The organism is Sphingomonas sp. So64.6b (genome assembly GCF_014171475.1).
In the GTDB taxonomy this organism is placed as follows: domain Bacteria; phylum Pseudomonadota; class Alphaproteobacteria; order Sphingomonadales; family Sphingomonadaceae; genus Sphingomonas; species Sphingomonas alpina_A.
Genome location: NZ_CP048817.1, coordinates 865,021 through 880,449, shown reverse-complemented (window position 1 = coordinate 880,449; position 15,429 = coordinate 865,021). Strand labels below are relative to the sequence as shown.

At 63.6% G+C, this 15,429-nt stretch carries 15 protein-coding genes and 1 pseudogene; 11 read left to right on the top strand and 5 right to left on the bottom strand.

All coding sequences use genetic code 11. The annotated features are described in order from the left end of the window. The first annotated feature begins 11 nt into the window (after window positions 1-11). Complete coding sequence (gene trpS / locus G4G27_RS04065) at window positions 12-1,016, top strand: tryptophan--tRNA ligase (protein ID WP_183112160.1); 1,005 nt, start codon at window positions 12-14, stop codon at window positions 1,014-1,016. Between the two features lie 369 nt (window positions 1,017-1,385). On the opposite strand, the gene dnaA is transcribed toward trpS, so the two are convergent. From dnaA to mutM, 3 genes are all read right to left on the bottom strand, one after another. After that, window positions 1,386-2,765 carry a chromosomal replication initiator protein DnaA gene (dnaA, locus tag G4G27_RS04060; protein ID WP_183113603.1) on the bottom strand — a complete coding sequence of 460 codons (1,380 nt, stop codon included), beginning with the start codon at window positions 2,763-2,765 and terminating at the stop codon, window positions 1,386-1,388. Window positions 2,766-3,245: 480 nt separating this feature from the next. Next, window positions 3,246-3,509, bottom strand: coding sequence for a 30S ribosomal protein S20 (gene rpsT, locus G4G27_RS04055; protein ID WP_183112159.1), 264 nt, complete (start codon window positions 3,507-3,509; stop codon window positions 3,246-3,248). Window positions 3,510-3,606: 97 nt separating this feature from the next. After that, window positions 3,607-4,419, bottom strand: coding sequence for a bifunctional DNA-formamidopyrimidine glycosylase/DNA-(apurinic or apyrimidinic site) lyase (mutM, locus tag G4G27_RS04050; RefSeq protein ID WP_183112158.1), 813 nt, complete (start codon window positions 4,417-4,419; stop codon window positions 3,607-3,609). A gap of 126 nt (window positions 4,420-4,545) precedes the next feature. On the opposite strand from mutM, the gene G4G27_RS04045 reads away from it, so the two are divergent. The 10 genes and pseudogenes from G4G27_RS04045 to wecC all read left to right on the top strand — a co-directional run bounded on the left by G4G27_RS04045 (window position 4,546) and on the right by wecC (window position 13,886). Beyond that, the gene (locus G4G27_RS04045; protein WP_183112157.1) at window positions 4,546-5,277 is read left to right on the top strand and encodes a class I SAM-dependent methyltransferase; all 732 of its coding nucleotides are present in this window, start codon (window positions 4,546-4,548) and stop codon (window positions 5,275-5,277) included. A gap of 5 nt (window positions 5,278-5,282) precedes the next feature. Further along, window positions 5,283-6,818 carry a 2-polyprenylphenol 6-hydroxylase gene (ubiB, locus tag G4G27_RS04040; protein ID WP_183112156.1) on the top strand — a complete coding sequence of 512 codons (1,536 nt, stop codon included), beginning with the start codon at window positions 5,283-5,285 and terminating at the stop codon, window positions 6,816-6,818. Window positions 6,819-7,040: 222 nt separating this feature from the next. Further along, window positions 7,041-8,165 (top strand): hypothetical protein, encoded by a 1,125-nt coding sequence (locus G4G27_RS04035; protein ID WP_183112155.1) that lies wholly within the window; start codon window positions 7,041-7,043, stop codon window positions 8,163-8,165. 4 nt (window positions 8,166-8,169) lie between these two features. Beyond that, a pseudogene (coaBC, locus tag G4G27_RS04030) lies at window positions 8,170-9,348 on the top strand (bifunctional phosphopantothenoylcysteine decarboxylase/phosphopantothenate--cysteine ligase CoaBC). A gap of 29 nt (window positions 9,349-9,377) precedes the next feature. Continuing rightward, the gene (locus tag G4G27_RS04025; protein ID WP_183112154.1) at window positions 9,378-9,680 is read left to right on the top strand and encodes a hypothetical protein; all 303 of its coding nucleotides are present in this window, start codon (window positions 9,378-9,380) and stop codon (window positions 9,678-9,680) included. A 101-nt stretch (window positions 9,681-9,781) separates the two neighbouring features. Beyond that, window positions 9,782-10,228 (top strand): dUTP diphosphatase, encoded by a 447-nt coding sequence (gene dut / locus G4G27_RS04020; protein WP_183112153.1) that lies wholly within the window; start codon window positions 9,782-9,784, stop codon window positions 10,226-10,228. Further along, window positions 10,225-10,632 (top strand): hypothetical protein, encoded by a 408-nt coding sequence (locus G4G27_RS04015; RefSeq protein WP_244624549.1) that lies wholly within the window; start codon window positions 10,225-10,227, stop codon window positions 10,630-10,632. Before dut ends, G4G27_RS04015 begins: the two co-directional genes overlap by 4 nt. A 25-nt stretch (window positions 10,633-10,657) precedes the next feature. Continuing rightward, window positions 10,658-11,413 carry a molybdopterin-synthase adenylyltransferase MoeB gene (gene moeB / locus G4G27_RS04010; protein WP_183112152.1) on the top strand — a complete coding sequence of 252 codons (756 nt, stop codon included), beginning with the start codon at window positions 10,658-10,660 and terminating at the stop codon, window positions 11,411-11,413. A gap of 54 nt (window positions 11,414-11,467) precedes the next feature. Beyond that, window positions 11,468-12,604: a UDP-N-acetylglucosamine 2-epimerase (non-hydrolyzing) gene (wecB, locus tag G4G27_RS04005; protein WP_202049659.1), complete on the top strand. Its 1,137-nt coding sequence runs from the start codon at window positions 11,468-11,470 to the stop codon at window positions 12,602-12,604. Continuing rightward, on the top strand, window positions 12,588-13,886 hold the full coding sequence (gene wecC / locus G4G27_RS04000; RefSeq protein ID WP_183112151.1) for a UDP-N-acetyl-D-mannosamine dehydrogenase: 1,299 nt from the start codon (window positions 12,588-12,590) through the stop codon (window positions 13,884-13,886). The genes wecB and wecC overlap by 17 nt, the downstream gene beginning before the upstream one ends. Here wecC and G4G27_RS03995 read toward each other — a convergent pair whose 3' ends face one another. Continuing rightward, a complete protein-coding gene (locus G4G27_RS03995) occupies window positions 13,887-14,417 on the bottom strand; it encodes a M48 family metallopeptidase (RefSeq protein ID WP_244624548.1) in 531 nt (176 codons plus the stop codon). 71 nt (window positions 14,418-14,488) lie between these two features. Beyond that, window positions 14,489-15,292, bottom strand: a complete 804-nt coding sequence (locus G4G27_RS03990) for an HlyD family type I secretion periplasmic adaptor subunit (RefSeq protein ID WP_183112150.1) — start codon at window positions 15,290-15,292, stop codon at window positions 14,489-14,491. Between the last annotated feature and the right edge of the window lie 137 nt (window positions 15,293-15,429).

The window sequence follows — 15,429 nt, the reverse complement described above, 5'->3', positions numbered from 1 at the left end:
AAGAAGTTCCAATGCGCGTCGTCTCCGGCATCCAGCCAACCGGCAATCTCCACCTCGGCAATTATCTCGGCGCGATCAAGCAATGGGTTGCGATGCAGGATGCGATGGGGTCCGGTGAAGACTGCCTGTTCTTCCTCGCCGATCTCCATGCGCTGACCGTTGCGATCGACCCTAAGGAACTGAATTCCAACACGATCGAAATGGCGGCGACACTGCTCGCCGCCGGCATCGATCCGGACCGTGCGATCCTGTTCAATCAGGCGCGCGTGCGCGAACATAGCGAGCTCGCCTGGATCCTGGGCGGCACCGCGCGCACCGGCTGGTTGAACCGCATGACGCAGTGGAAGGACAAGGCGGGCAAGAACCGCGAGGGCGCTAGTGTCGGCCTCTACACCTATCCGGTGCTGCAGGCGGCGGATGTGCTGCTCTACAAGGCGACGCATGTGCCGGTAGGCGATGATCAGAAGCAGCACCTGGAACTCGCACGCGACATCGCGACCAAGTTCAACCAGGATTTCGGTGTCGAGCTGTTCCCGCTACCCGATCCGTTGATCTCGGCCGCCGCGCCACGCATCATGTCGTTGCGCGACGGATCGACGAAGATGTCCAAGTCCGACCCGTCGGACGGATCGCGCATCAATCTGATCGATAGCGACGACACGATCGTCCAGAAGCTGAAAAAAGCGAAGTCCGATGGCGATTTGCTGCCCGATAGCTTCGCCGGCCTGGTCGACCGGCCGGAGGCGAAGAATCTGGTGACGATCTATGCGGCACTGTCGGATGCATCGCCGGACGCGGTGATGAGCGACTTCGCCGGCAAGGGCTTTGGGGCGTTCAAGCCGGCGCTGGCCGATCTGGCGGTTGCCAAGCTTGGTCCGATCCGTGACCAGTTGACGCGCCTGCTAGACGATCGCACAGCGGTGGAGAATGCGCTGGTGAAGGGGGCCGCCCGGGCCACCGCGCTGGCCGCACCGACGCTGGCCGAGGCGCAACGTGCCGTGGGGCTGAACGTGTGAGGCGGCTGTCGAGCTGCTAATCCGCTAACCTCCGTTCGCCCTGAGCTTGTCGATGGGCCGTTCTTCTTTCCTGTGGTGGGAAAAGAAGAGCGGTGCTTCGACAAGCTCAGCACGAACGGGGTGGGGTCATTCGATCCGGTCCGGGCGTTGCTCCAGAATGTGTCGGGCGAATATTCGTGGCGTGATTGACGCTCGCTGGAGCCTGACGCAAATATATCGAATGCAAAACACGCTACCCAAGCGGCCCCCTCTCCGGAGAAGCGCAAGCTTACCGAGTTGATGGAAGCTTTGCGGGCACTCGGCCCAGTCGGAGAGATCGAGAGGCGCAAGCCATACGATTTCCCGAAACGGCCTGGCCTTTAGGAAGCGTTAGCCCTCCAGCTCCCGGAGCAGCATCCGCACCGCGCCATCGATCTCGCGGTCGGTGTCGCGCAGTGCCTCGATCCGGCGCACCGCATGGATCACGGTGGAGTGATCGCGGCCGCCGAACTTGCGGCCAATCTCCGGCAGCGAGCGAGTGGTCAGGCGCTTGGCCAGATACATCGCGATCTGGCGCGGGCGCGCAACGACCACCGCGCGGCGCGCTGAAACCAGGTCGATCGGCTTGATCTCAAAATGCGCCGAGACCGCTTTCTGGATTTCATCGATCGTCACACGGCGTTCGGCACCGCGCAGTACATCGCCGAGCGTCGCCACTGCGAAATCCAGGTCGATCGCCTCGCCGGTCAGCTGCGCATAAGCGACGAGCCGGTTAAGCGATCCTTCGAGATCGCGGATGTTCGCGGTGATGCGCGACGCGAGCAGGTCGAGTACCTCGGCCGGCACTTTCGCTTCGGGCAGGTCGGCGAGCTTGCGATCGAGCACCGCGCGGCGCAGCGCCAGATCGGGCGTCTTGATGTCGGCGACCAGACCGACCGACAGCCGCGACGTGATCCGCGTTTCGACCCCATCAAGCCCTTGCGGGCAGCGATCGGCGCTAATCACCAGGCGATGGCCCGCGCCCATCACTTCGTTGATGGTGTGAAAGAATTCTTCCTGCGTCGCATCCTTGCCGGCGATGAACTGCAGATCGTCGATCATCAGCATATCGGCGGAGCGCAGCCGCGTCTTGAAAGCGTGCGTATCCTTGGCGCGCATCGCCGAGACGAAGTCGAACATGAAGCGTTCGGCCGACATCAGGATGATCGAGGCGTCGGGGCATGCAGCGAGATAGGCATGGCCGATCGCGTGCATCAGATGGGTCTTGCCCTGCCCCGTACCGCTATGGAGGAACAGCGGGCTGAACCGAGGCTTGCCCGGCTCGGCCAGCGCCTTGGCCGCGTTGAACGCGACCTTGTTCGATTGATCGACGACGAATCGGTCGAAGGTAAAGCGCGAATCGAGCGACGGACGCGCGGACGGCACTGCTGGTTTGGCCACCGGTGCGCTTGACGATTCGACCGTTAGTACGGCCGGCGCCACCGAGGCGGTGCGAGTCTCGATCGACACGCTGCGGACTTCGGGCAGGATAGCGCGGAATTCCGCGACAAGGCGGTCGGCGTAATGGTTGCGGACCCAGTTGGTCATGAAGGCGGACGGCAGCGCGAGGCGAATCGTATCGGTCTCGCCGCTTTCGATCAGTTCGATTGGCTTCAGCCACTGGTCGAACAGGCGCACCCCCGCCGATTCGCGCAAATGGCCACGCACGGTTGCCCATGCCTTCGCACTCTCATTCTGATGCCCGGGTCGATTGGCTGACCCGTTATCCATCCCCGTCACGCACTACCCCCTCCGCGCGATGCTGGTTTCTGCCCCCGCATCGCCTGATTTCGACCGGCAAAAACATCCCGCAGTCGGAATCAAGGTCCGCCGACAGCAAAGCTTTCGCATTGGCGCGCACGACTGATATCGTCGTGGCGAAGGTCTGATTATGAAGATCGCAGCGAGTCGATCAAGGCCTGAGGCTGTCAGAAAATTGAAATAATCCGGTTGACTCCGCATGAGCCAAGGATTCCCGTCAGAAATCTTACAAGTCACTGTAATAACGCGATTAACTCAGATACCGATAGAATCGTGCCTGTGCGAATCGCGGTGAATCCTGACGTTTCTATATATGTTCCGTCAGCCGATTTTCAGGGTGCGCCGCAGCACGTTCCGCGGCCTCACATGGTTACCGCAAACGGTCGAGGGGACGACAAAAAGCCCGCCGGAACATGTCCCGGCGGGCGTTTTTCGCGAAGCCATAAAGGCTTAGCCGAGTGCGGTGACCGCCTTGGTCAGGCGCGCGAACTTGCGCGACGCGGTGTTCTTGTGGAACACGCCCTTGGCGACGCCGCGCGCCAGTTCAGGCTGCGCCGCTGCCAGTGCAGTGGCGGCGGTGTCCTTGTCGCCAGCCGCGATCGCCGATTCGACCTTCTTGATGAAGGTGCGGATGCGACCAACCCGGTTGCCGTTTACTTCCGCGCGACGATCGTTGCGACGGATACGCTTTTTCGCCTGTGGCGTGTTCGCCATGAAGCCCTCTGATCTAAAATAGAAAAGGGCGCAGGCGGAAAAGCCCACGGCCCCGGAAAGCGCGCTCATTACTCAAGACAGCCCCGTCGGTCAACCGTCAGCGCTGGCATTTCGGGCACCAGAAGGTCGAACGACCACCTTCGGTGTAGCGCTTGACCGTTCCGCCACATCCACACGGCTCGCCTTCACGGCCATAGACGGCGAATTGTTTCGAGAAATAGCCGAGTTCGCCGTCCGGTCGGGCATAGTCGCGCAAGCTCGATCCGCCCGCCTCGATCGCCGCCTCCAGCACAGTCCGAATCGCTTCGACCAGCCGTTCGAGCCGGGGCAGCGAAATCCGCCCCGCCTCGCGTTTCGGCGAGATTTGCGCGAGAAACAGTGCCTCGCAGACATAGATATTGCCGAGGCCCGCGACGATCCGCTGGTCGAGCAGCATCAGCTTGATCGACGCCTTGCGCCCGGTCAGCGCCTTGAGCAGACGATCCGCGGTCAAATCGGGCCCGAGCGGTTCCGGCCCCATCGCGGCAAATGGCGGATAGAGATCCAGTTCGTCCGTCAGCACCAGATCGACGAAACCGAATCGCCGCGCGTCGTTGAGCGCCAGCCGCCGACCCGCCTCGGTATCGATCAGCAGATGGTCGTGCGGCAGCAATTCGCCTGGATCGACTCGCCATCGCCCCGACATGCCGAGATGAAAGATCATCGTATCGCCGCGATCGGTGTCGATCATGCCGTATTTGGCGCGGCGTCCGAGACTCGTCACGACGGCGCCCGTCATCCGTTGGCGTAGGTCGACCGGGAAGGCATGGCGCAGGTCACCACGCCGCGTCTCGACATTGGCCAGTCGTTGCCCTTCGAGGACGGGACGCAGCCCCTGCACCGTGGTTTCTACTTCGGGAAGTTCAGGCATCCGGTCTCCGTCATCCCCGCACGGGCCATCGAACGCCAGGGCAGCGGGATTGCCGCTTTCGCGGGAATGACAATAAGGGTCAACGCGGCTTTGCGCTTGAGCCGATGCTTAGCTAGAGCGGCCCCCATGACCGACACCGTCTCTTTTGGCTATGAAGACATTGCCGCTTCCGAAAAGACCGCCCGCGTTGGCGGTGTGTTCACCAGCGTCGCGTCGAAATACGACCTAATGAACGATGCGATGTCTGGTGGCATGCACCGCTTGTGGAAGGACCGTTTCGTGCGCCGGGTAAAACCGCGCGAGGGCGAACAGATTCTCGACATGGCGGGCGGCACGGGCGACATCGCCTTTCGGCTTGCGGCAAGCGACGCGGCGGTAACGGTCGCCGATATCAATCCCGCAATGCTCGAGGTCGGCATGGAGCGCGCCGCCAAGCGCGGCATAGACGGGCTGGTCTGGACTGAGGCCAATGCCGAGGTACTGACCTTTCCCGACCGCTTCTTCGATGCCTATACGATCGCCTTCGGCATCCGCAACGTGACCGATATTCCCAAGGCGCTGCGCGAGGCGCACCGGGTGCTGCGCCGCGGCGGCCGTTTCTATTGCCTCGAATTCTCGACGACGCTGTGGCCCGGCTTCGGCGAAATCTATGACACCTATTCACACAAGATCGTACCCAAGGTCGGCAAGCTGCTGGCACAGGACGAGGACAGCTATCGTTATCTGATCGAATCGATCCGCCGCTTCCCCGACATGGAGAAATTCAAGGGCATGATCGCCGAGGCCGGCTTCGTGCAGACCCAGGTCGAGCCGATGCTCGGCGGGCTGGTCGCGATCCATAGCGGCTGGAAGATCTAACGGGCGTGACCGCTCCAGCAGTTCATCTCTGGCGCCTCTTCAAATGGGGCCGCATCCTGGCACGTCACGGGGCGCTACGCGGCATCGAGCGCGACCCCAACACGCCGGCGTCTCTTCGTCGCGCAGTGCGCGCCTTACGGATTGGCGCGCGCGTACCTAAGGTGCCGGCCTATGCCGATGCGCTGCAGGCGATCGGTCCTGCCGCGATCAAGCTGGGGCAGACGCTGGCGACCCGGCCCGATATCGTCGGGGATGTCGCGGCGCATGACCTGCTCCGCCTGCAGGATGCGCTGCCGCCGGTCCCGTACGAGACGATCCACGCCGCGATGACTCGTGCATTCGGTCGTGACCCGGCCGAACTGTTCCAGTCGATCGATCCGGTCCCGGTCGGCGCCGCGTCGATCGCCCAGGTTCACCGTGCGGTTACCACCGATGGCCGCCAGGTCGCGGTCAAGGTGCTGCGGCCCGGCGTCGAGGAGGAATTCGCGCACGCAATCGATACCTATCAATGGGCGGCGGCGCAGATCGAGGCGATGGGTGGCGAATTGTCACGACTACGCCCGCGCCTCGTGATCGAAACGTTCAAGCGCTGGACGCTGCGTGAACTCGATCTGCGACGTGAGGCCGCTTCAGCGTCCGAACTGGCCGAGGCGATGACCGCCGAGCCGGACTTCTTCATCCCAACGATCGACTGGCAGCGCACTACAACCAAGGTGCTGACGCTCGCATGGGTCGACGGCATCAAGCTGTCCAATCGCGATGCGCTAATTGCGGCGGGCTATGATCGAAAGAAGCTCGCCGATACGCTCGTCCATGCCTTTCTGCGCCAGGCAATCGCGGAGGGCTTTTTTCATGCTGACATGCATCAGGGAAATTTGTTCGCGCTGCCCGACGGCAAGATCGCGGCGATCGATTTCGGCATCATGGGCCGGATCGACCGGCGCGCGCGGGTGTGGCTGGCGGAGATTCTCTACGGCCTGATCACCGGCAATTACAAACGCGTGGCGGAAATCCATTTCGAGGCGGGTTATGTCCCCGCGCATCACAATGTCGCGGAGTTCGCCACGGCACTCCGCGCGGTGGGCGAGCCGATGCGCGGGCTGGCGGTCAAGGACATGTCGATCGGCATGATGCTCGACGGCTTGTTCAACATCACACGCGACTTCGACATGCAGACCCAGCCGCATCTGCTGCTGCTGCAAAAGACCATGGTGATGGTCGAGGGTGTTGCGACCAGCCTCGACCCCGATATCAACCTGTGGGAATCGGCCGCGCCGTTCGTGCGTGAATGGATCAGGACCGAGCTCGGCCCCGAAGCGGCGATCGCCGACCGCCTCATCACCGACCTGCGCACGCTGGCACGGCTGCCTGACCTGATCCGCAATATCGAGCGACGTTATCCGGCGCCGGGCGGCGCCCCACCGGCGCCACCGTTGCGTGAGATCGAGGTGGTGCGGATCGGTGGCGGATGGCGTTATGTCGCTGTCGCGGTGGTCAGCGCACTGGCGAGCGCGGCGGTGGTATGGCTGGTGTTGGGGTGACGCAAGCGCGCTTCTTTTTCATCCCCTCCCTCTTGAGGGAGGGGCTAGGGGTGGGTCAGCCCAAAGCGGGGCTCGATGCCCCCCTTTGGGCTTTACGCCTGACGCAACGAGTCTTTTTAGGCGCGCAGACGCGCGCACCCATCCCAACCCGGTTCGGCAGCCCTTGGCCCTGCCCGGGGGGCAGGGCTGCTGCCGAACTCTTAAAAGGGAGGGGCTGAAGAAATGCCCCGTCCCCTCACCCCACTCTGGCTGACCATGCCAAGCCGCTTCGCCGGTCTCAGAGCACCCATGGCCCGTTTCGGCCTCGCTGTGCTTGCCCTGCTCCTTGCCGCGACGCTGACCGCCCTTGCCTCTCCGGGGCCGCCACCGGTCAGCCACGACCCGGCGCAGCGAGCCGATGATCAGGCCGATGTCGTGCTTTACGAATCGATCGTCTCAGGCGTCCGCGCGGGCGGCAATTATTATACCGTCACCGCCTATGCGCTCCGCACCGGCAATTATCCGCTCAAGCCCTTCGTCACATTCCGCCTGCCGACCCTGGCGATGGTGCAGGCAGCCCTTCCCGACGGGGTAACCGTCGTGTTGCTTTATCTGCTTGCAGCGGCGGTGATGCTCGCCTGGTTCATCCGGCTGCGCCCGGCCTTTGCGCGCGCGCCGCCCTTCGCCATCGCGCTGATCCTGCTCGCCGCGGGGATGGTCGTGTTCGTTCAGCCCGAACTGGCCAATTTTCATGAGGTTTGGGCGGGCCTGCTGATCGCGCTGTCGCTGGCGTTGCGCCGGCCCGATCGCTGGATCGAGGCAGCAGCCTTTGGCCTGATCGCGATGCTGATCCGCGAAACGGCGGCGCTGTATGTGGGGATCATGGCGGTTCTCGCCTTTGCCGAGGGGCATCGCCGCGAAGCTTTGGGCTGGTGCGTGCCGGTCGGCGTGCTGGCGGTCGTCGTCGTTCTTCATGCTCATGCCGTTGCGCAAGTCGTCCGGCCACTCGATCCGGGCTCGCCGGGCTGGGCCGGCATGCTTGGATTCGGCTTCTTCGTGAAGACGATGACGCTCTCGACCGCACTCAACCTCGCGCCGGCCTGGATCGCCGCGCTGCTCATCGGGCTGGCTCTGTTCGGATGGGCGGCCTGGAACGACGCGCTGGCGCTACGCGCGCTGGCGATCTTCGCCAGCTATGCTGCGTTGCTTGGCCTGTTCGGACGGGTCGATACCTTCTATTGGGGATTGATGATCGCGCCCACGATCCTGGTCGGACTCGCTTTCGCGCCCGATGGCGTGCGCGACCTGATCAGCGCGGCGACCGAGCGGCGCAAGATCACGGTGACCAGACTGACAAGAGGGGGCTGACCCGATGAAGATTCTGCTCATCGTCGGCGGCGGCATCGCGGCCTATAAGGCATGCGAGCTGATCCGCCTGTGCCGCAAGGCGGGGATCGAGGTGAAATGCGTGCTGACCGCCGGTGGACAGCATTTCGTCACGCCGATGACTCTCGCCGCCCTGTCGGAAAATCAGGTCTATACGACATTGTGGGATCTCAAGGACGAAGCTGAAATGGGCCATATTCAGCTCAGCCGCGAGGCCGACCTGGTCGTCATCACCCCCGCCACCGCCGATCTGATGGCGAAGATGGCGGCCGGCATCGCCGACGATCTGGCGACGACCCTGTTGCTCGCCACCGACAAGCCGGTGCTCGCCGCGCCGGCGATGAACGTGCGTATGTGGGGCCATGCCGCGACGCGCCGCAACATCGCCACGCTGCGCGGTGATGGCGTGACGGTGCTCGAACCTGACGAAGGCGCGATGGCATGCGGCGAATATGGCCCCGGTCGCCTGCCCGAGCCCGAAGCGATCCTCGCCGCGATCCAGCATCATCTTTCCGCTTGAATGCTGACCGGCAAGCATATCCTCGTCACCGCGGGACCGACGCATGAGCCGATCGACCCGGTCCGTTATCTCGCCAATCGCTCGTCCGGGCGGCAGGGCTTCGCCATTGCCGGTGCGCTGGCGAAACTGGGCGCGCGCGTGACGTTGATCGCCGGACCAGTGACGCTCGATACGCCCGCAGGAGTGGATCGTGTCGATGTCGAAACCGCGCTGCAGATGTCGGACGCAGTGGATAGAGCTTTACCCGCCGATGCCGCGGTGATGGTCGCCGCCGTCGCCGACTGGCGCGTCGAGAGCGCAGGACAGAAGATCAAGAAGGACGGATCCCCGCCCGTCCTTCATCTGGTCGAAAATCCGGACATCCTGGCGGGGCTGGCGAAGAGCCCGCGCCGCCCCGCATTGCTGATCGGCTTCGCCGCCGAAACGGAAAAGGTGATCGAACACGCCACCGCCAAGCGACTGCGCAAGCAGGTTGATTGGATCGTCGCCAACGACGTGTCGGGCGATGTGATGGGTGGCGAGTCGAACACCGTGCATATCGTCACCGAAACGGGGGTCGAAAGCTGGGATAAGTTGCCCAAGAAGGATGTAGCGGCCCGGTTGGCGAATCGAATTGCCGATGTGCTCGTGGCTACCATCGGTTAGGATCCATCATGCTCCCGCGACTCCTGCATATGTTCGATGACACGAAGGGCTTCAGCTGCAACGCACGCAGCGGACGCCCTGAAGCTCCACTGGAGTGGCGCGTTGCTAGGTTTCACACGGCGCTCGGTTGGTTGAGCGCCATGGCCACCGGCTGGGGGTGCGTTTTTGCCGCGATGGGCGGTCAACGACGACTCGCGTTGATGTCGGCATGCGCGGCGTTGTTCATCGCAGCGATGACCGAATGGCGCCGGCGCAATCTTCGACGGCGGAAAACAGAATTTGCCGAAGCCGAAGCCGCCTACGAGAAAGGTTTGCGTGATTTCAGATTGTAATCTGCGGTTGCCGGAGTTTCACCATCCTGTCAGCCATCCTTTACCTAGCAAAAGCAGAACACCTCTTCGACAAGCCATCAGCGATGGTTATTGAAGGGCGCATGACGACTCCGATCACCATCGCGCTGAAGCGCCTGCCTAACGGCATAGACCTCCCTCTGCCCGCTTACGCGACCAACGGCGCTGCGGGCATGGACATCGTTTCCGCCGAAGATCTGACCCTTGCGCCGGGCGGCCGCGCCGCCGTCGCCACCGGCTTCGCCATCGCCATCCCTGCGGGCTATGAGGTGCAGGTCCGGCCACGTTCCGGCCTTGCGCTTAAACATGGCGTCACTTGTCTCAACACGCCCGGTACGATCGACAGCGATTATCGTGGCGAAGTGAAGGTGATCCTTGCCAATCTCGGTGCGGAGCCCTTCGTCATCGCGCGCGGCGACCGGATCGCCCAACTCGTTCCGGCCCCGGTCCAACGCGCAGTTCTGGACGAGTTGGCCGAGCTTGACGATACTGTGCGCGGTAGCGGGGGCTTTGGATCGACAGGACGATGATGATTTCACTGATCGTCGCGCTTGCCTTGCAGGCGGCGGCCCCGGTCCTGACCGTGCCCGACCTCGGCCCGCCAAAGGACTGGTCGGCACTCGCGCCTTTATCTTTCACCAAACAGCCCGATTATGCCGCCGGGCTGACGACCTTCGTGGCCGACGAGGTCAAGGCTGGCCGCTGCGTGCCGCCGAAACGCATCGACGGACAAAAGCGGATCGACATTTCCCTGGCCGTGCTGGTCGTGCCGGGTGGCACGGTGAAGCGCATCGTCCCCCAGGCGATCGATTGCCCGACTGTTGAACAATATAGCGCGGGCCTCGTGCTCAGTATGGCGCGCGATAATATCAAGGGATCGCCCGCCACAGACACCTGGTACCGCACCAGCATGAGCTATAACTGGGAAAAATGACCCTTACGGTTTTGGTTCTGAAGCGATGTCACTGACCGACGCGGAACTGGAGCGCTACGCTCGCCATATCGTGCTGAAAGAAGTCGGCGGCGCGGGGCAGCTCAAGCTGCACAGCGCCACTGTAGCGGTCGTCGGCGCGGGCGGAATCGGGTCCCCGGCGATCCAATATCTCGCTGCGGCGGGCGTCGGGCGGCTGATTGTGATCGACGACGACGCGGTCGACCTGTCCAACCTTCAACGCCAGACATTGTTCGGCAGCGACGATATCGGTCAGCCCAAGGTCGCCGCCGCGGCGATTGCGGTGTCGCGGCTCAACCCGAACGTCAACGTCGAAACCCATACGGTGCGGATCAATTCCGGCAACGCGGGCTCATTACTCGCTGGCGCCGATGTCGTACTCGATGGTTGCGATAATTTCCTGACTCGCCTCGCGGTCGCGGATGCCGCGTTCGCCGCTCATATCCCGCTGATCTCGGCCGCTGTCGGCCAGTTCGAAGGGCAGCTTGGCGTGTTTCGCGGCTGGGAAGCGGACAAGCCCTGTTATCGCTGTTTCGTCGGCAGCGACCCCGATCGCGCCGAGGCGAGTTGCGCCGAACAGGGAGTGCTCGGCGCGATGACCGGCGTGCTCGGCAGCCTCGCCGCGCTGGAAGCGATGCGCACGATCGTCGGGTTCGGTGATGACAGCGCGGGAAAATTGCTGCTCGCCGACGCCCTCGCCTTCCGCTTCCGCACGATCATCTTGCCGAAGGATCCCGGATGTTCGGGATGCGGAGCCGGTTAGCGCGACCTTAAACAACTCCCGTTATTCGTTCCGCGCGAATGAAAATGGGAATAGTTGGTGGCCGATAAACGCAAAGTCCTGCTCGTCTTCGGCACGCGCCCCGAGGCCATCAAGCTGTTTCCCGTCATCGCGGCGCTCAAGCAGACACCGGGGCTCGATGTCCGTACATGCGTCACCGCGCAGCACCGCGGGCTGCTCGACCAGGTCCTGGCGATCGCCGGTATCACGCCCGATATCGATCTCGACATCATGGAGCCGGGTCAGTCGCTCGACCGCTTGACCGCGCGCCTGCTCACCGGGCTTGGGGAGGTGATGGATGCCGAGAAACCCGATCGGGTGATCGTCCAAGGCGACACCGCGACTGCAATGGTCGGCGCGCTGACGGCCTATTATCGCAAGATATCCGTCGCCCATGTCGAAGCCGGCCTGCGCTCCGGCAATATCTATCAACCCTGGCCCGAAGAAGTGAATCGCCGCATCGTCGCGCCGATCGCCGATCAGCATTTCGCCCCGACCGAAACCTCCGCCGAAGCGCTGCGTCGCGAGAATATCGATCCCGCTACGATCCATGTCACTGGCAATACCGTCATCGATGCACTCTACGCGACTCAGGCAAAGCTCGCCGCCGACCCGCTGATGGCGGCTGGACTGGACGAGATCGCCGTACGCTTCGCCGGCAAGCGCATCGTCCTGGTCACCACGCACCGGCGCGAGAATTTCGGCGACGGCATGGCCAATATCGCGCGCGCGATCGGTCGCATCGCCGACCGCGACGACACCGCGATCCTGTTTCCGGTGCACCCCAACCCCAATGTCGTGTCGGTCATGGACGAAATGCTCGGCGACCGGGCCAATGTCGCCAGGGTCGACCCCCTCGATTATCCTCACTTCGTGCGCGCGCTGGGCCTGTGCGACATCGCGCTGACCGACTCGGGCGGTGTGCAGGAGGAAGCGCCGGCGCTGGGCAAGCCTGTGCTGGTCATGCGCGAGACGACTGAGCGGCCGGAGGGCGTCGTGGCGGGTACGGCGAAGCTGATCGGTACCGATCCCGACCGGATCGTTTCCGAAATATCAACTCTCCTCGACGACAAGGGCGCTTACTCGGCCATGGCCCGCGCCCACAATCCGTTCGGCGACGGCCATGCGTCCGCAAGGATCGCAAAGGTTATCGCCGATGATTTCGGATTCTGAACTTAATGTCGTCGTCGTCGGCCTCGGTTATATCGGGCTTCCCACTGCCGCGATAATCGCGCGCACCGGGGCCAAGGTACTTGGCGTCGATGTGACCCAGTCGATCGTCGACACGGTCAATTCGGGCAAGGTGCATATCGAGGAAGTCGACCTCGATGGCCTCGTCTCCGGTGTGGTGGCGCGCGGCAGCCTGCGCGCCTCAATGCAGATCGAACCGGCCGATGTGTTCGTCATCGCCGTCCCCACACCCTTCGCCGACAACCATGCACCCAATATCGGTTACGTCCTGCAGGCCGCGACCACCGTCGCGACCGTGCTCAAGGCGGGTGATGTGGTGATCCTCGAATCGACCTCGCCGGTCGGCACGACCGAGAAGGTCCGCGACCTGCTCGCTCAGCTTCGCCCCGACCTCAAAGTACCAGGCAAAACGGGTGAGAGCGCAGATATCGCCATCGCCTATTGCCCCGAGCGCGTCCTGCCCGGGCGCATCCTGGTCGAACTGATCGACAATGACCGCGTGATCGGCGGCATCACGCCACGTTGCGCACGCAAGGCGCTCGCCTTTTACCGCCGCTTCGTGCGCGGCGCCTGCGTCACGACGACGAGCCGCGCGGCGGAGATGACCAAACTGACCGAGAACGCGTTTCGCGACGTCAACATCGCCTTCGCCAATGAACTCAGCCGCGTCGCCGACACGATGGAGGTCGATGTGTGGGAGGTAATCCGCCTCGCCAACCGCCATCCGCGTGTCAACATCCTGTCCCCCGGCCCCGGTGTCGGCGGCCATTGCATCGCGGTCGATCCCTGGTTCCTGGTCCATGCCGACCGTGCCAACACGCCCTTGATCCGCACCGCGCGCGAAGTGAATGACGCAAAAGTCGATTATGCGATCGATCGCGCCGCGGCGATGATCGAGGCGCACCCCGGCATGCCGGTCGCCTGTCTCGGCCTCGCCTTCAAGGCAAACATCGACGATTTCCGCGAAAGTCCAGCGCTCAAGGTCGCAAGCGAACTTGCGCACCGCTTCGGCGATCGTATCCATGTGGTCGAACCCTATGCGCGCAGCCTGCCCGGCGCTTTCGACGGATCGGGCGCGACATTGACCGACATCGACACCGCGATCGAGACGTGCGGGATCATGATCGTCCTTGTCGACCACGACATGTTCAAATCGGTGCCGCTCGACGAACGGATCGACAAGCTGGTTTACGACACGCGCGGAATCTGGCCGGATCAGCCGCAGCCAAAACCGCGTACGGAGCCGCTCCGCCTGGCGGGGTGATCAACGCGATGCGGCGGCAACCGCCGCCGCCAGATCTGCGGCCAGCGCGATGTTGCCGTCCCTGCGCAGTCGATCGCGCTCGACCGTCATCAGCCGTAGCCGTTCGCGCCATTGGGGGTGCGTCGTATCGCGCAATCCGGATGCCCGCCGGCCAAGCCGCTCCCAGATGACCATGCCCTTTTCCGCATCGAACCCCGCCCGCGATAGCAGATAGATACTCAGCCGATCCGCCTCGATCTCGGTCTGACGGATGAGCCGCGCGTTGCGCCCGAACGACGCCAGCAAGCCGCGGCTCACCGACAACCCGTCAAGCCGCAGGCGATGGTGGAGGATATTGTGCGCAAGCTCGTGCGCAAGCACAGCCGCCAGTTCGTCGTCCGTTTCTGCCAGTGCGGCGAGATCGCTCGACACCTGAGCATAAATGCCGTCCGCTGCACCATTCATGGCATCGTCCGTCACCACCTGAAACACGGTCACACATGCTTTTTCGGCATGGATGACGAAGGCCCGCCGCTCGCCGTTGCGCAGCACATCGACCTTCGCAACGCCATCGGCAAAGGCTGTCCGGATGATCGCCAGTGCCGCCTCCGCCGTCGGGCGGGCTATTCCCGCATCGCACCGAACGATGCGACCGAGATCGGCTCCAGGAAATAACCGAACAGGGTGCGTTGCCCGGTCCGCACCATCACAGCGGCGGGCAGGCCGGGCTTGAGCAGACGTTCGGGCACGCCCTTGGCCGAGAGAATCTCGACGCTTGCGTTGAAATAACGTTCCCCCGTACGCTGATCTACGAGCGCATCGGCGGAAATATTGCGCACGACGCCCTCGAGCACGGGTGCCATCTGGAAACCGCCCGCCTCGAGTCGCACAAACGCCTTTTGGCCACGCCGTACGTCGTCGGCGTGGTTTGGGGTGATCTGGGCCTCAACAATCAACCGCTGAGAGGTCGGCACGATGTCGAGCAGCGCCTCGCCCGGACGAACGACGCCACCGATCGTCGTCACGGCGAGCGCGACAACGATGCCGTCGACCGGCGCGAGAATGCGCTTACGCGCCAGGACCTCGCGCGCTGCCGAGAGTTTCTCGGTCAGCTGGACCAGTTCGGATTGAACCGATCGCAACGCGTCGGCCGCGGTAACGCCGCCCTCGCGCTCGACCTGGCTGCGCGCAATGCGCGCCTCGGTGATCTGCGCGCGCGATCGCGCGGTCTGCGAATTGGTCGATTCCAGCTGGCCACGCAGCTGCGCTGCGGCGCGCTGCAGGGCAAGCAAGCGCGGTCGTGTGGCATAACCCTTTTCCACCAGCGTCTCGGTATCGCGGATCTCGCGTTCGAGCAGTTCAAGCTGTTCGGCATTGGCAGTAGATTGCGCGGTCGACCCCCGCGCGTCCTGACCGAGCTGAACCACACGCTGGTCGATGCCGGTTTCCTGCCCGCCCCGCCCGGCGCGGCGCGGCGCGCGGCGAACGCCGAACGCTGGGTTGCGATCGCCGACTTGACCGAAGGTTCGGATGCCCGCTCGAGCAATTCGGCCGGGAAAGTGAT

Excerpts from the sequence above, each read along its gene's own strand:
- trpS (WP_183112160.1), top strand. The coding sequence starts at position 12 with ATGCGCGTCGTCTCCGGCATCCAGCCAACCGGCAATCTCCACCTCGGC.
- dnaA (WP_183113603.1), bottom strand. The coding sequence starts at position 2,765 with ATGGATAACGGGTCAGCCAATCGACCCGGGCATCAGAATGAGAGTGCG.
- rpsT (WP_183112159.1), bottom strand. The coding sequence starts at position 3,509 with ATGGCGAACACGCCACAGGCGAAAAAGCGTATCCGTCGCAACGATCGT.
- mutM (WP_183112158.1), bottom strand. The coding sequence starts at position 4,419 with ATGCCTGAACTTCCCGAAGTAGAAACCACGGTGCAGGGGCTGCGTCCC.
- G4G27_RS04045 (WP_183112157.1), top strand. The coding sequence starts at position 4,546 with ATGACCGACACCGTCTCTTTTGGCTATGAAGACATTGCCGCTTCCGAA.
- G4G27_RS04035 (WP_183112155.1), top strand. The coding sequence starts at position 7,041 with ATGCCCCGTCCCCTCACCCCACTCTGGCTGACCATGCCAAGCCGCTTC.
- G4G27_RS04025 (WP_183112154.1), top strand. The coding sequence starts at position 9,378 with ATGTTCGATGACACGAAGGGCTTCAGCTGCAACGCACGCAGCGGACGC.
- dut (WP_183112153.1), top strand. The coding sequence starts at position 9,782 with ATGACGACTCCGATCACCATCGCGCTGAAGCGCCTGCCTAACGGCATA.
- G4G27_RS04015 (WP_244624549.1), top strand. The coding sequence starts at position 10,225 with ATGATGATTTCACTGATCGTCGCGCTTGCCTTGCAGGCGGCGGCCCCG.
- moeB (WP_183112152.1), top strand. The coding sequence starts at position 10,658 with ATGTCACTGACCGACGCGGAACTGGAGCGCTACGCTCGCCATATCGTG.
- wecC (WP_183112151.1), top strand. The coding sequence starts at position 12,588 with ATGATTTCGGATTCTGAACTTAATGTCGTCGTCGTCGGCCTCGGTTAT.